The 14926-nt window shown below is 68.2% G+C and carries 12 protein-coding genes; 9 read left to right on the top strand and 3 right to left on the bottom strand.

The genetic code is table 11. The features are described 5' to 3' along the window. Positions 1 to 40: 40 nt before the first annotated feature. The 7 genes from NA12_RS03430 (at position 41) to NA12_RS03400 (ending at position 6517) form a co-directional block, all read left to right on the top strand. Positions 41 to 1408, top strand: a complete 1368-nt coding sequence (locus NA12_RS03430) for an FAD-dependent oxidoreductase (protein WP_067445851.1) — start codon at positions 41 to 43, stop codon at positions 1406 to 1408. A gap of 115 nt (positions 1409 to 1523) precedes the next feature. Further along, entirely contained in the window at positions 1524 to 3299 is a 1776-nt protein-coding gene (locus tag NA12_RS03425; protein ID WP_084472324.1) for an AMP-binding protein, read from the top strand. Continuing rightward, positions 3194 to 3982, top strand: a complete 789-nt coding sequence (locus tag NA12_RS03420; protein WP_067445850.1) for a ferritin-like domain-containing protein — start codon at positions 3194 to 3196, stop codon at positions 3980 to 3982. Before NA12_RS03425 ends, NA12_RS03420 begins: the two co-directional genes overlap by 106 nt. Before the next feature lie 5 nt (positions 3983 to 3987). After that, on the top strand, positions 3988 to 4527 hold the full coding sequence (locus NA12_RS03415) for a PaaI family thioesterase (RefSeq protein ID WP_067445849.1): 540 nt from the start codon (positions 3988 to 3990) through the stop codon (positions 4525 to 4527). After that, positions 4524 to 4787, top strand: coding sequence for an acyl carrier protein (locus NA12_RS03410; protein ID WP_067445847.1), 264 nt, complete (start codon positions 4524 to 4526; stop codon positions 4785 to 4787). The genes NA12_RS03415 and NA12_RS03410 overlap by 4 nt, the downstream gene beginning before the upstream one ends. Then, a complete protein-coding gene (locus NA12_RS03405; RefSeq protein WP_132369850.1) occupies positions 4784 to 5617 on the top strand; it encodes an SAM-dependent methyltransferase in 834 nt (277 codons plus the stop codon). Before NA12_RS03410 ends, NA12_RS03405 begins: the two co-directional genes overlap by 4 nt. Positions 5618 to 5632: 15 nt before the next feature. Beyond that, on the top strand, positions 5633 to 6517 hold the full coding sequence (locus NA12_RS03400; RefSeq protein ID WP_067445845.1) for an acyl-ACP desaturase: 885 nt from the start codon (positions 5633 to 5635) through the stop codon (positions 6515 to 6517). Position 6518: 1 nt separating this feature from the next. Here the strand turns inward: NA12_RS03400 and NA12_RS03395 are convergent, their stop codons facing one another. Genes NA12_RS03395 through NA12_RS03385 form a run of 3 tightly spaced genes read right to left on the bottom strand, consistent with a single transcriptional unit; the run spans position 6519 to position 10188 of the window. Next, positions 6519 to 7811 carry a cytochrome P450 gene (locus tag NA12_RS03395; protein WP_067445843.1) on the bottom strand — a complete coding sequence of 431 codons (1293 nt, stop codon included), beginning with the start codon at positions 7809 to 7811 and terminating at the stop codon, positions 6519 to 6521. Between the two features lie 2 nt (positions 7812 to 7813). Next, entirely contained in the window at positions 7814 to 9049 is a 1236-nt protein-coding gene (locus NA12_RS03390) for an aminotransferase class I/II-fold pyridoxal phosphate-dependent enzyme (RefSeq protein WP_067445841.1), read from the bottom strand. An 11-nt stretch (positions 9050 to 9060) separates the two neighbouring features. Continuing rightward, positions 9061 to 10188, bottom strand: coding sequence for a sulfotransferase family protein (locus NA12_RS03385; RefSeq protein ID WP_067445839.1), 1128 nt, complete (start codon positions 10186 to 10188; stop codon positions 9061 to 9063). A 205-nt stretch (positions 10189 to 10393) separates the two neighbouring features. Between NA12_RS03385 and car the strand changes: the two genes are divergently transcribed. Together car and NA12_RS03375 are read left to right on the top strand one after the other, a co-directional pair. Beyond that, complete coding sequence (car, locus tag NA12_RS03380) at positions 10394 to 13885, top strand: carboxylic acid reductase (protein WP_132369849.1); 3492 nt, start codon at positions 10394 to 10396, stop codon at positions 13883 to 13885. 92 nt (positions 13886 to 13977) lie between these two features. Continuing rightward, complete coding sequence (locus NA12_RS03375; RefSeq protein ID WP_067445837.1) at positions 13978 to 14925, top strand: LLM class F420-dependent oxidoreductase; 948 nt, start codon at positions 13978 to 13980, stop codon at positions 14923 to 14925. Position 14926: the final 1 nt, after the last annotated feature.

The raw sequence follows: 14926 nt of genomic DNA, 5'->3' as shown, positions 1-14926 counted from the left end.
ATGGACTGGACTCGGAACAACGACGTTCGGAGGTAGGACAATGCGGAAAATCGGCGAGCACGCGGTCGTGTTGGGCGCGGGCATCGGGGGGTTGCTGGCGGCTCGGGTGCTCAGCGAGGCCTACTCGACGGTGACGGTGATCGAGCGCGATGCCCTGGCCCCGGATTCCGAGGCGCGAAAGGGCGTCCCGCAGGGGCGCCACGTGCACGGGTTGCTGCCGCGGGGCAAGGACATCATCGAGGAACTGTTCCCCGGGTTCGGACAGGACCTGCGAACCAGCGGTGTGGTCGAATGCGACGCACTCCGTGAAGTCAGCTTCACGATGGCCGGTCGCACGCTCAAGCGAGTATCGACCGGGCACAAGGCTTTTCAGGCAAGTCGCCCGCACCTCGAGCATCACCTTCGCCGACGAGTCGAGAAACTGTCCAACGTCACCATTCGCGACAGGTGCGATGCCGGTGCGCCCGTTGTCAGCGCCGACGGAGCGCGGATCACCGGGGTGAGGATCGTGGACCGCTCGGACGGTGCGCGCGAAACCATCGACGCCGACCTCGTGGTGGCCTCGATGGGCCGTGCCGGTGTCGTCCCCTCCTGGCTGGACAAGCTCGGCTACGACCGCCCGGCCGAAGAAGGCACCGCGATCGACATCGTGTACCGCAGCGCCGTCATCCAGTTGCCGCCGCACGCACTGCCCCACGACAAATTGGTCACCATCGGTGTCCGCGATCTGCCCCCGCGCGCTCTCGCCTTGTTCGCCGTCGAAGGCGACCGCCACATCCTGACGCTGATCGGCCACGACGGCGAGGAACCGCCGAAGGACCAGGCGGGATTCCTCGATTTCGCCGCGGGCATCGCCCCACCCGACGTCCTCGCTGCCCTCGCCGACGGTGAACTGCTCGGCGACATCTCGACCTTCCGCTACAAGGCCAACCTGCGCCGCCGCTACGAGCGACTCGATCGTTTTCCCGAGGGGCTGCTCGCGGTCGGTGACAGTCTGTGCAGCTTCAGCCCCGTCTACGGCCAGGGCATGACGGTCGCCGCGATCCAGATGGCCGTGCTGCGTGAGTGCCTCGCTCAGGGTGACAAGAACCTTGCCGCGCGGTTCTACACGGCGGTCACGCCCGAGATCGACAACGCCTGGCTGCTCACCGTGATAGCCGACGGTGCCATGCCGCATGTCAGCGCCAGTGCCTCGTTGCCGGTGCGGGCCGCCGTCGCGGCGCTCGATCCGGTGCTGATCGCCGCCGAGCGCGATACCGCCGTCGCGACCACCCTGTACCGGGTCATGGGACTCGTCGATAAACCCAGCGCGCTGTTCTCGCCCGTCATCGTCGCCCGCATCGGCATCGCCAATGCCCGCGCGGCGGTGGAAAGCCTCGGCGGACTGCTGGCGGCGAATCGGAAATAGTCGAGCGCCCAAGGGAATTCGCGGTATTGCTATTGCCGCAGCGGACTCTGCTATCGGAGCGCTCATTTAACGGATCGTTCAGGGTCTGGATACCTGAGGCCTTTGTCATACAGCAATGACATCGTCCGCATCGGACCTGACGCTGCATCAGCGATTGGCCGAGGTCGCGATCGCGCACCCGCGGGTTCGCACCACGTTCTGGTCATTGTCGCAGTCGACGCTCTCCCACGCCGAACTCCAGCGACAATCCGTCGCCGCCGCCGGGGCGCTGCTCGCGCGCGGCATCGGGCGCGGTGAGCCGGTCGGTCTGCTCTGCCCGAACGCGCCGGAGTTCCTCATCGGCCTGTTCGCCACCACCACCGCGGGCGGGGCGGCCACCCCGCTGCCGCTGCCCGCCGGTGCCCGCCAACTGGCCTCCTACCCGGCGCGTCTGGCGGGAATCGTCGCCGCCGCCGGGATGCGGACCATCCTGGTATCGCCGCAGTTCGCCGCCCTCGTCGACCCACTGCGGGCGGCGATGGACGTCGAATTCCTCGATACCGCCGCCCTGTTCGCCGAATCGACGACGACGGCGGAGCTGCCCCGGGTCGATCCCGATGACGTGGCGGTCGTGCAGTTCACCTCGGGCAGCACCGCCGCGCCGAAGGGTGTGCGGCTCACCCACCGGCAGGTACTGGCCGGGCTGGCCGCCATCCGCACCGGGATCGACCTCGGACCGGCCGACCAGGGCGGGTTCTGGCTGCCGTTGTTCCACGATATGGGCCTGATCGGCACGCTGTCGGCGATCCTGCGCGGCATCCCGGCGCATCTGTGGTCGCCGACGGCTTTCGTCAAGGATCCCGAGCGGTGGCTGCGCGAATTCGCCGCCAGCGGGTCGACCATCTCCGCGATGCCGAACTTCGGCTACGAGACCCTGCTGGCCGCCGTACCGCCGGATCGCGCCGCCGACTACGACCTGCGGCACTGGCGGATCGCCTTCAACGGCGCGGAACCCATCGTCCACACGGTGGTGCGCGAGTTCTGCGCGCGCTTCCGACCGGCCGGATTCGACCCCGCGGCCATGTTCGGGGTCTACGGCATGGCCGAGGCCACCCTCGCGGTCACCTTCCCGCCGCTCGGCCGCGAACCCGTCTTCGACTGGGTCGACCGCGTGACCCTGTCGGATTACGCCAGGGCACAGCGGGTTTCCCCCGATGCCGAGGGCGCCAGGGCGGTCGCGGGCGTCGGCACGGCGGTCGCCGGCCTGCGGTTACGCGTGGTCGACCCCGACTCGCGCGCGACCGTGCCCGACGGCGAGGTCGGCGAGATCCTCATTCGTGGCGAGTCGGTGACCGACGGCTACCTCACCGCCGACCCCGCGTCCACCGCCGAGCTGTTCACCGAGGGCTGGCTGCGGACCGGCGATCTGGGCTATCAGCGCGCGGGCGAGCTGTATGTGACCGGCCGCAGCAAGGACATGATCACCGTGCGCGGGGTCAACTACTACGCCCACGACGTGGAGGCCGCCGTCCGCGATCTCGACGGCGTCTACAAGGGCCGCTGCATCGCCGCGGCCGACCCCGACGGCGGCGACACCATCGTCGTCATCGCCGAAACGGACCTCGCGGCCACCGCCACCGAGGAACTCGGCACCGCCATCGCCGGACGGATCGCCGCCCGGCTCGGCCTGACCGCGGTACGGGTGTATCCGGTCGCGCCGCGCAGCATCCCCCGAACCAGCAGCGGCAAACTCCGGCGGTTGGCCGCCAGGGAACTGATCGCCACCGAGACAGATTCGGAGCAACCATGCACAGCTACGACGTCTTCCGCCATTACGAGCGCCAGCACTGGCGGCTGGGTGACCTCGACCTCGACGCCATCGACCCCGCGCTGGTCCGGCCCGAGTACGTGACTCTCGCCAAGAGCGCCACCATGGGCGAATCCAATGTCATCGCCGCCGTGCACGGATTCCTCAACGAATTCGTCGACGACTACGACTTCTCCACCTTCGCCGTGGTGTGGGGCTACCAGGAAGTGCAGCACCACTACGCGTTCCGGTCCTGGCTGGCCGCGGTCGGCGAGAGCGTCGACGACAACGCGGTCGGGGCGATGCGTGCGCCGTACGCGCCGGGCACGACGCCGTCGGCGACCCTGGCCACCAACATCATCTCCGAGCTCACCGTCAACCACGTCTATCGCGCGGTGTCGCAGTGGGTGCGCGAGCCGGTGCTCGAGGGGCTGCTGTTGAACGCGAGCCGCGACGAGGCGGGCCACGCTCGGGAGTTCATCCACTACACCACGCAGCGGCTCGCCCGGCGACCCGAGGAGTTGGCGTCGGTGCTGGAAACGCTCTACGTCTACAGTTCCGAAGCCAAGATCAAGCATCCGGTGAGCACGTTCAAATCCGGCCTCACCGAACTCGGCGAGCACGAGACGATCGACACCGGCTTCGAACTGTTCCTGGAACAGATCGCGGCCGAGGGCGAGCTCGCGGTGCTGCACGACAAGGTTCGGCGCACGTTCGCCGGTATCACCGGACTCGACCTGTCCACCAATGCCCGGGTGCGGCGCGCCCTGGCCGATGCGATCGCCTGAGCTGGATGCGCACCCCTGAGCCCGCCCGCGCGGACACCCCCGACCTCGCGGTGCGGCTGCCATGGGAGGCGGTGCCGGACTACCACTGCTTCGGCTGCTCGCCGCACAACCCGGCGGGTCTGGGGCTGCGCTTCACCCGCCACCCCGACGGTCTGCGCGCCGGTTTCCGCCCCACTCGGTCCTTCGAGTCGTATCCCGGCGTCCTGCACGGCGGTCTGGTCGGCGTGATCTGCGACGAGGTGATGGCCAACGTGATCATGGTCGAGCGCGGGGTGCCTGCCTTCACCATCTCGATGCGCACCCGCTACCTGACGCCGCTGCGGGTCGACCACGACTACCACTGCACCGCGACCATCTCCCGCGCGGAGGCCGACGTCATCACGGCGAGCGCGGAAATCCACGACGTGGACGACGAACTCTGCGCGTCGGCCACGGCCACCTATCGGCCGTTCGCCCTGGGCGACGTCCGCCACCTTCTCACCCTCGACGACGCCGACGCCGCCCGGCTCGAGCACGCCATCTCAACCCAGAACGGACGCCCATGAGCACCTCCACCGTCGCCGACATCCTGGCCACCGTCACCGAGATCGCCACCGCCGAGATCGGCGTCCCCGCCGCCGAACTGGGGTCCGACGTCGACCTGCGTGGTGTGGTGGGCGTCGATTCGGTGCGCGTGCTGCGCATGGTGGCCCGCATCGAGCGCACCTACGACATCGAACTCGACGACCAGGACGTGTTCGGCATGTCCACCCTCGCCGACGTGGCGGCCGTGGTGCACCGGGCGTTGGCGGAGGTTCCCGCGTGATCGAGGTCGCCGAAACCAACCAGCACTACGACCTCGATCCCGAGGTCTTCGGCGAATTCCTCGACCCGCTGCGCAAATACAGCTCCGGCCGGTACCTGAGCGACACCGACACCCTCGAACAGGCGCAGCGGCACAAGTTGCGGTTCGTCGCGGGGCGGCTCGGTCTCTCGGGTGGCGAACGGGTACTCGACGCCGGCTGCGGATGGGGTTCGCTGATCCTGTTCATGGCCGAGGAGTTCGGCTGTCAGACGGTCGGCGTGAGTCCCGCGCCGCGCCAGCACGAATACATCGCCGGGCAGGCCGCCGCGCGTGGGCTCACCGACCGGGTGCGGACCCAGGTCGCGCACTTCGAGCAGCTGGAACTGCCCGCACGCGCCTTCGACGCGGTCACGATGCTCGGGTCGATCGTGCACATGCCCGATCTGGACACCGCGTTCGCCCGCGCCCGGCGCACACTGCGCCGCGGCGGCATGCTCTACGTGTCGGAGAGCTGCTTTCGCAGCGCCAGGACTCGCGCCGCGTTCGACGATCGCACCGGCACCCGGTTCATCCGTTCGGACATCTTCGGATTCGGTGAGCTGCGCCCGCTCTCGGAACTGGTGGCCGGTGCCGAGAATGCCGGGTTCGCGATCGACGCGGTGGACGATCTCACCGACGACTACCGCCGCACCATCGACGACTGGATCGCCAACGTGGAGGCGGCCGCCGAGCGGATCGACGCGCACGAACCGGGCCTGGCCGCCAAGCTGGCGCGCTATCTGGAGATCGCCAACGCCGGCTGGGGTTATACCACCAAGCATTACGCCCTGACCTGCCGCAATGCCCGCTGACCGGGAGGAGTCCCCATGTCCGAGAAGTCAACGCCCGAGCGCATTGTGACGCCACGACCGATCGCCGGGGCCGAGCTGATCCCGGCGGGCGATGTGGGCGCCGCCGTCGATGGATTCTTCGCCGCCTCCCCGGCCGCGCGCGGCTGGGATGTGGAAACCGCCTTCGACTGGGCGCGGGCCGACGCGGGCCGACTCACCGAGGGTCAGCGCTCTGCCGTGCAGTTCATCACCTATATCGAGGATCACCTGCCCGGCTATTTCGACGTCTACCACCGGTATTTCCCCGTGGACGACACGGTGGACGCCGAGACGTTCGTACACAATCGCGAGCTGTATCACTTCACCGTGCGCTGGGCGGCCGAGGAGGACACCCACGCGCGGGCGCTCGCGCGCTATCAGGAGGCCGCCGGGATGGCCGACCGCGCGACGTTGCGCACCGATCTCGCGGTCGAGGGCCGCAAACCGTTCGATCTGCCCTATCGGCATCCGGTGCAGTTCTTCGCCTACGCGCTGGTGCAGGAGAAGGCGACCCAGATGTATTACCAGCAGCTACGCGATGTGGTCGCCGATCCGGTGCTCGGTGAGGTGCTGACGCGCCTGTCCCGGGACGAGGCCCGCCATTTCACCTTCATGGCCGATGTCGTGAGCCGGTACCTGCGGGTGCACGGCGACGCGGTGGTCGAACCGATCCGTGAGGTCATCGAGGGATTCCGGATGCCGCTGGCCGACACCATGCGTGGCTACTGGCGCTGGGCCCTTCGTATCGCCGACGTGGCCGAATACGACCACACCGCCGCCTACGCGCACCTGGTCAAGGTGGTCGACCGTGCGGTCGACGTGCGCTCGGACAAGCTCGACGAACTGGTCCGCTTCATCGAGGGATGCCGCGCCCTCGACTGAACTATCGACGGCGCAAAGCCACCCGACCGCCTTTGCCCGGCATGTAGGCGACACCGCGATCGCGCATCCGCTCCCCGGTCGCGGTGGTCGGCACCAGCTCGAAATCCCGCAGCAGACAGCGCAGGACGATCTTCATCTCGGTCTCGGCGAAATCCGAGCCGAGACAGCGGCGATTGCCGCCGCCGTAGGTCAGCCACGACAGGGGATCGGGTCGGCCACCGGCGAAACGACCGGGATCGAAGACCTCGGGGTCGGGGTAGACGGCTTCGTCGCCGTGGATCAGCGCGATCGAGACGATGATCCGGTGGCCGCGCGCGATCACCCAGTCACCCAACTCCACGCTCGGCGCCTTCACCTGCCGCGACACCGTGCCGATCACCGGTCGAACGCGCTGAACCTCCCAGATCGTCTGCTGGAGCACCTCGTCGTTTCCGGCATCCAGGTCGTCCACCAGCCGGGCCAGCGCCCGCGGGTGTCGGCGCAGGCGTTCCAGCGTCCAGGCCATGGTGTTGGCGGAGGTCTCGTTGCCCGCGGTGAGCAAGGTCGCCAACTCATCGGCCATGTCGCTGTGCGACATGGCCTTTCCGTCCTCATAGTGATTTCGAAGCAGCAACGCGAGAATGTCCGCACGGTCGGGCAGGCCCGGGTCGGCGAGTGCGCGGCTGATCAGCTGCTCGATCAGCGCGTCGTATTCGGCGCGGCGCGCATCGAACCGGGCTCGCGTCGAACGGCCACGCGCGAATCCGATCGCACCGCCGGTCGCCAATCGCGAGCCCGCGTCCCCGAGAGTCGGCATCAGCTGCCGCAAGGCGGCGAGTTCTTCGCCGTCCGCGCCGAACACCGCGCGCAGGATGGTGTTGAGCGCGATGCGGATGGTCGAGGGCAGGATCGGGAATTCGGTGTTCTCCGGCCACGTCGCCGCCTCGCGCGCGTATTCCCGCTCGATGAGCGCCTCGTACTCGCGCATCCGTTTGCCGTGGAAGAGCGGGGACAGCAGCTGGCGACGGCGCCGGTGCGGATCGTCGTCGAGACTGAACACCGAACCGGGGCCGAGCAACGCGCCGAGATTGGGTTCGGCCTTGCCCGCGACCGAGGCGCCGGCCGCGAACACCGCACGGGCCAGCACCGGGTCGGCGACGAAGACCGACGGTCCCATGACCGGCAGGTTCAGCGTGAACACCGGGCCGTACCGGCGCCGCGACCGCCGCATCATCCGGCGGCGTCCGCTGAGGTAGAGCAGTCCCTGGACCGAACGGGGCAGTCGGGGACCCGGCGGCAGCGAGATCGCGGTCATGCTCAGAACCCGTACTTCTCCCGGAGTTCGGCGAGGGTGTCGACGAAGCCGTCGAGCTGCTCGTCGGAGATCCTGTTGTTGACCAACAGGCGGATCACCGCGCGATCCTTCGGCACGGCCGGGTAGCCGAACATCGGCACCAGGTAGCCGCGGTCGATGAACTCCTGCCGCACGCGCACGGCGGTGTCGTTGGCGCCCACCAGGATCGAGGTCACGTAGGTGGGTGTCGGGTTGATCGTGCAGCCGATCCGCAGCAGTCGCTCCCGGAGCCGGTCGACCCGGTCGAGATAGTTCTCCATGATCGACGGGTCCTGTCGCATCCGACGCAGCACGTGCACGATGGCGCCGACGGTCGGCGGCTGGATGTTGGTGGTGAAAACGGTGGTGCCGGAAAGGAATCGGAACGCGTCGAGGGCATCGGCCGGTCCGGCGAGCGCGCCGCCGCTGAGCCCGACGCCCTTGCCGAACGACACCATCAGGAAGGTCGCCCGGCGCAACGCCGCGTACTCGGCGGCGAACCGGTGACCGCCGTTGCCGTAGACCATGAACCCGTTGGCGTCGTCGACGAAACTGATCGCGCCGAACTCCTCGCACAGATCGAGGATCTCGGCGACCGGGGCCATCGACCCGTCGGCGGAGTACACGGCCTCGAATCCGACGACGATCTTGCGTCCGGCCAGCTGCTCGAGTTCGCGTCGAAGACCGGCGGTGTCGTTGTGGTCGAACATGATCAGATTGCGGCCGAACTTGAAACGCTCGACGGCCTTCCACATGCTCCAGTGGCATTCCCGGTCCAGCACGAGCACAGTGTCGGTGTTGTCGACGCCGTGGCTGTTGTTGAACGAGAACCGGGTGCTCATCGCGTTCACGAAACCGAGATTGGCCAGCATCCCGGTGGCGAAGGTGAGCGCGCGCTCCTTGCCGGTGATCTCGGCGACGAGCGCCTCCAGTTCCAGATGCGGCCGCGAGACGCCCTGGATGATCCGGGATCCGCCGACGACCAGGCCGTAGTCCCTCGCCGTCTCGGCGAAGACCTCGCGCACCCGCGGGTCGTGTTGCCAGCCCAGGATACCGATGCCGGAGAAATTGACCAGTGACTTGCCGTCGATGCTCACGACCGCGTCGTTGATGCCGTCGAGCTCGGGCAACGTGATGAATTCGCCGCTCCCGCGCGCGCTTTCGAGCCAGGTGGAGAAGCCCCAGCGATCCAGTGCCGATACCGAGGACTGCGTCGTCATGATCGTTGCCCTCAGATCAGCGTGCCGAGTCGGGCGTCGACCTCGTCGGCGGTGATGCCGTAGTCGGTCAGGTCGTAGGTGTGGGAACGGAGGCGATCGTCCTCGGCGACCACTGCGCGCATCGCGGTGCGGATCTCGTCGGTGAGGTCGCGGCCGAGACGCTCGTAGATGCCGGCGACGACGGCCAGCGGGTCGGCCGTGAACTCGTCGAACTCGACGTCGTGGAAGACGGCCGGGTCGTGGCGGGAGCGGTCGGCGGCGTAGCGGTCGAGCGTGCGCACGGCGAACTCGAGCAGGATGGGGCCGATCGCCTCGCCCTGGAAGCTCGCCGACCGGCCCGCGACCATCTTGTCCACCATGCTGCACGCCGAGCCGAGCACCACGCTGGCGGGCCGACGATGGGTCTGGATCACCAGCGCGTCAGGGAACGTCGCCAGCAGCGCGTCCAGGCACACGAGATGACTCGAGGACTTGAGCACCCAGCGTTTGCCGATGTCGGACAGCCCGATCAGTTGCAGGTTGCGGCGGTACCGTCGGTAGGTCTCGGTGAAGTCCTGCTCCGCCAGCCACGCGGAGTAGGAGGGCAGGTTCCCGGTGAACTCGAAGTACGCCGAGAGCATCGACTGGCGGGTCAACAGCCAACATTCCTCCACCTCGTCGGCTCGGCGATTGTGGATGCCCAGGTAGCCGGGGACCTGTTCGACGAATCCGTCGATGCCGTTCTGCACCATCTGGAAGACCGGGTCGGCCGCCCAGTCCGTGCGGGCCGGTCGGGGCTGCGGCGCGTAACCGAGCCACATCTGCAGGCCCTGGTGCGCCGGGTCGGCGGTCAGCATCCGGTGCAGGGTGGTCGTGCCGGTGCGCGGCATGCCGACGATGAACACCGGCCGCTCGATCGCGACCTCGGCGTGCTCGGGGCGCGCGGCCCACTGGGCCTGACTGATCAGCCGCGACGCGAGGATGCCGGTCAACTCGCCCTGCACCGCCTGGAGGCCCTGCGGGCTCAGGTCGGCCTCGTCCTGATAGGAGGACAGGAGTACCGCGAGTCCGGCTCGGTACTCCGACGGGCCGAAATCGGTGAGCCCGGTGAGGCTGGAGGCCGCCGACTCCAGTTCCTCCACTGTGCCGAGTTTATTCACGTCACATCCTTTTGCTTCGTCCTCTATTGATTCGAAACATTAAGGAAGAGAGCTGATCTCGTGTGGTGTGGTCATTTTTGCGAATCGGTCGATAGGAAAGCGATTTATCGACTTCACGACCGAATGCGCATCCGTTGATCGCCGTAGAGTCCGTATCTCGCCAGTCGCGTTCGGCGAACAGTGACATTGCTTACGGAGGCTGACGATGGTGACGGTTTCGCGCTCGGAGACCAGCGCTCTCGACGCTCGACGCGCACACCGAATCGCCGAGTTGCGGGCCACCGACCGACAATTCCGCGATACCGTACCGGATGCGGCCGTCACCGCGGCGATCCGGCGGCCGGGGCTGTCGCTGGGCCGGATCGTGGCCACGATCATGGAGGGGTACGCCGACCGGCCCGCCCTGGGGGAACGCGCGCGGGAAACGAGCACCGACCCGGCGACCGGCCGCACGACACTTCGCCTGCTGCCTGCCTTCGAGACCATCAGCTACGGCGAACTGTGGTCGCGGGCGGGCGCGGTGGCGACCGAATGGCATCACCATCCCAGCTCGCCGGTGCGGCCGGGGGAGTTCGTCTCCGTCGTCGGATTCACCAGTACCGACTACGTCACCGTGGAACTGGCCTGCCTTCGGCTGGGCGCGGTGTCGGTGCCGTTGCACGCCAGCGCCTCCGTCGACCAGCTGATTCCGATCCTCGCCGAGACCGGGCCCCGCGTGCTGGCCACCAGCCTCGAACGGCTGACCACCGCCGTCGCGTGCGCACTGGCGAGCCCGTCGGTGCGGCGCCTGGTGGTCTTCGACTATCAGCCGGCCGTCGACGAGCACCGCGAGCAGGTCGAGGCGGCGCGCCGGCGCCTGGCCGACAGCCCGATCGCGCTCGACGCACTGGGCGACGTGCTCGCGTGTGGAGCCGGCCTGCCCCCGAGACTGCCGTTCGACGCCGACCCGGCGAGCGACCGACTGGCCATGCTCATCTACACATCGGGCAGCACCGGGACACCCAAGGGCGCCATGTACACCGACCGCATGGTCATCCCGGCGTGGCGCGGATTCTGGCCGGGGACCGACGAGCTGCCGATCATCGGCGTGCACTGCCTGCCCATGAGCCATGTGTCGGGACGCGCCGCGTTCTCGGGCACCCTCGCGGTCGGCGGCATCGGCTACTTCACGGCGAACAGCGACCTGTCCACGCTGTTCGAGGACATCGCCCTGGTCCGGCCGACGGCGCTGCGGCTGGTGCCGCGCGTCTGCGACATGCTCTTCCAGCGATACCACCGCGAACTGGATCAGGACGCGAGCGGCGACCGGGTCGCGGCGCAGGCGCGGGTGCGCGAGGCGCTGCGGGAACGGTTCCTCGGCGGCCGGGTGGTGTGGGCGGGCACCGGGTCGGCGCCGATGTCGGCGGAGATGGCCGCTTTCGTCGAATCCTGTGTCGACCTTCCGTTGCAGGACGGCTTCGGCTCGACCGAAGCGGGTCGAATCATGGTCAACGGGAAGGTGTGCCGACCGCCGGTGCGTGACTACAAGCTGGTCGACGTGCCCGAACTGGGCTACGCGCGGACCGACTCGCCCTATCCGCGTGGGGAATTGCTGGTCAAGACCGATGCCATCATTCCCGGGTACTACCAGCGTCCCGAGGCCACCGCGGAGATCTTCGACCACGACGGCTACTACCGGACCGGCGACATCATGGCCGAGATCGGGCCGGACGAGCTGGTCTACCTCGATCGCCGCACCAACGTGCTCAAGCTGTCCAGCGGCGAGTTCGTCTCCATCGCCCGGTTGGAGGCGCTGTTCGTCACCAGCCCGCTGGTCGGGCAGATCTTCGTCTACGGCAACAGCGAGCGCGCGTATCCGCTCGCGGTCGTGGTGCCGACCTCGGCGGCCCTCGACCGCGTCGGCGACACGGTCGCGGACCTGAAACCGCTGATCGGCGAATCATTGCGGACGATCGCGAAGAACGCGAACCTGCCGCGTCACGAGATCCCGCGCGACTATCTGATCGAGACCGAGCCGTTCAGCACGGCGAACGGACTGCTCTCCGATGTTCGTAAACTGTTGCGTCCCAAACTGAAAGACCGCTACGGCGAGCGTTTGGAGCGGATGTACGCCGCCTCGGCGGACCGGGAGGCCGGTGAACTGAGCGCCCTGCGTCGGGCCGGCCGGAACCAGCCGGTCGCCGCCGCCGTCCTGCGGGCCGCGCAGGCGTTGCTGGGAGGTGAGACTGGCGGGTTGGGTGCCGACGCGCGTTTCACCGATCTCGGCGGGGATTCGCTGTCGGCGCTGTCCTTGGCCGGCCTGCTCGGTGAGATCTTCGATGTCGAGGTGCCGGTGAGCGTCATCATCAACCCCGCGAACGACTTTCGACAACTGGCGAGACACATCGAGACAGCATTGCTCGGCGGGCCGCGACAGCCGACATTCGCGTCGGTGCACGGCGCGGGCAGCACCCGGGTCCGAGCCGACGACCTCACGCTGGAGGAATTCATCGACGCTGCCACCCTCGACGCCGCAGGCGCCCTGCCAACGCCGAGTGGCGCGACGAACACGGTGTTGATCACCGGCGCGAACGGCTACCTCGGCCGGTTCCTGTGCCTGGAGTGGCTGACCCGCACCAGCGGCACCGTGATCTGTCTGGTCCGTGGCGCGACCGACGCCATCGCGCGCGAGCGGCTCGCCGCGGCGTTCGATCGGGGCGACCCGGACCTGGTCCGCCACTTCGACGAATCAGCCGCAGGCCGGCTCGAGGTGCTCGCGGGCGATATCAGCGCGCCCGGCCTCGGCCTGGACGAATCGACCTGGCACCGGCTGACCGATACCGTCGATCTGATCGTCCACCCGGCCGCGCTGGTCAATCACGTTCTGCCCTATCCAGAGCTGTTCGGCCCCAATGTCTTCGGCACCGCCGAGCTGATCCGGATGGCGCTCACTTCGCGCATCAAGCGGATCAGCTATGTCTCGACCATGGGGGTGGTGGCCACCGCGACGTCGTCGGCCGACGAGGACGCCGACATCCGGCTCACCAGCCCGGTTCGCGACCTCGACGGCAGTTACGCCAACGGCTACTCGACGAGCAAATGGGCGAGCGAGGTTCTGCTGCGTGCGGCGCACGAACAGTTCGGTCTGCCGGTTTCGGTGTTCCGGTCGGACATGATCCTCGCGCACAGCAGCTACTCGGGGCAGCTGAACGTGCCCGACGTCTTCACCCGCCTGCTGCTCAGCCTCATCGTCACCGGCATCGCGCCGCGATCGTTCGCCGCGGCCCGGGACCGGGCACGCGCCCACCACGGTGGCCTTCCGGTCGAGTGCACCGCCACGGCCATCGCCGCGCTCAGTGCGCCGGACACGACCGGATATCGCACGTTCAACGTCCTCGATCCGCGCGGCGTCCCGCTCGACGTGGTCGTCGACTGGCTCATCGACGCCGGCCATCCCATCACGCGAATCGACGACTACGACGAGTGGTTCACCCGCTTCGAAACCGCTATTCGCGCCCTGCCGGAAAGTCGGCGCCGCCACTCGCTGCATCCGCTACTCCAGGCATTCGGCAATACCCGCGACACCCTCGACCGCGCCGAATTCCCCACCCTCCGCTTCGAAACCGCCATGCGGGCTGCCGGAATCGGCATTCCCCCGCTGTCGGGCTCGCTCATCCGCAAGTACAGCACCGACCTCCGTCGACTGCGTCTGATCTGAGTGGCCACCGAGCCATGCCGGGTGACATCCGGTTGATTGCCATGGGCTATCGCTGCCTGTCGCCACCGAAAACGACCGTAGGGTCGCAGAATATGAGCATTCGTCTCGGATACCAGATGCCCTACTTCGGCTACGCGGCCTCGCCGCGCGCACTGTTCCCGCAGGTGATCGCACAGGCGCGGGAGGCAGAGGCGGCCGGATTCGACGCCGTGCTCTTCATGGACCACTTCTATCAGGTCTACGGTCAGCCCGAGGACTGGATGCTGGAGGCCTACACGGCACTGGCCGGGCTGGCGACCGTCACCGAGCGAATCCAACTGGCCACCCTGATGACCTGCAACACCTACCGCAATCCGGCACTGCTGGCCAAGATCGTCACGACGCTGGACGTGGTCAGCGGCGGCCGTGCGGCCCTGGGCATCGGCGCGGGCTGGTTCGACCTCGAGCACATCGGCTACGGCTTCGAATACGGCACCTTCACCGAGCGGTTCCAGCGGCTCGAGGAGGCCATGCAGATCATCTCGCCGATGCTGCGCGGGCAGCGACCGACCTTCCAGGGCACGTGGTACCGCGCCGAGAACGCGATCAACGAGCCGCGGGTGCGCGACGATCTGCCGATCCTGCTCGGCGGCAGCGGCGAGCAGAAGACCTTCGGCCTGGCGGCGCGATACGCCGACCACCTGAACATCCTCTGCCACACCGCCGACCTGCCGCGCAAACTGAGCGCACTGCGCCGCCGCTGCGAGGAAGCCGGGCGCGACCCACAGACCCTGGAGACCAGCTTCCGCGCCGTCGTCGTCCTCGACCAGGACGGCGACCGGGCGCGCAAGCTGGCGCGGGAGTTCATGGAACGCGATGTGGTGGTGGTGATCTCGCCGGACAGTGTGTTCGCCGGCACCCCCGACGATGTGGCGGAGCAGATCCAGCGCCGCATCCTGGATCACGGGGTCGACGGCATCATCGTGAACATGGTCGCCAACGGGCACGAGCCGGGCATCCTCGAACTGGCAGGCAAAGCCCTGAGCCCGCTGGTGCACTGAC

This window comes from Nocardia alba NBRC 108234, from assembly GCF_001612665.1.
In the GTDB taxonomy this organism is placed as follows: domain Bacteria; phylum Actinomycetota; class Actinomycetes; order Mycobacteriales; family Mycobacteriaceae; genus Nocardia; species Nocardia alba.
This window is presented reverse-complemented; position numbering and strand designations above follow the sequence as displayed.

Bases quoted from the DNA above. Each gene is read 5' to 3' on its own strand.
- NA12_RS03430 (WP_067445851.1), top strand. From the start codon at position 41: ATGCGGAAAATCGGCGAGCACGCGGTCGTGTTGGGCGCGGGCATCGGG.
- NA12_RS03425 (WP_084472324.1), top strand. From the start codon at position 1,524: ATGACATCGTCCGCATCGGACCTGACGCTGCATCAGCGATTGGCCGAG.
- NA12_RS03420 (WP_067445850.1), top strand. From the start codon at position 3,194: ATGCACAGCTACGACGTCTTCCGCCATTACGAGCGCCAGCACTGGCGG.
- NA12_RS03415 (WP_067445849.1), top strand. From the start codon at position 3,988: ATGCGCACCCCTGAGCCCGCCCGCGCGGACACCCCCGACCTCGCGGTG.
- NA12_RS03410 (WP_067445847.1), top strand. From the start codon at position 4,524: ATGAGCACCTCCACCGTCGCCGACATCCTGGCCACCGTCACCGAGATC.
- NA12_RS03400 (WP_067445845.1), top strand. From the start codon at position 5,633: ATGTCCGAGAAGTCAACGCCCGAGCGCATTGTGACGCCACGACCGATC.
- NA12_RS03395 (WP_067445843.1), bottom strand. From the start codon at position 7,811: ATGACCGCGATCTCGCTGCCGCCGGGTCCCCGACTGCCCCGTTCGGTC.
- NA12_RS03390 (WP_067445841.1), bottom strand. From the start codon at position 9,049: ATGACGACGCAGTCCTCGGTATCGGCACTGGATCGCTGGGGCTTCTCC.
- car (WP_132369849.1), top strand. From the start codon at position 10,394: ATGGTGACGGTTTCGCGCTCGGAGACCAGCGCTCTCGACGCTCGACGC.
- NA12_RS03375 (WP_067445837.1), top strand. From the start codon at position 13,978: ATGAGCATTCGTCTCGGATACCAGATGCCCTACTTCGGCTACGCGGCC.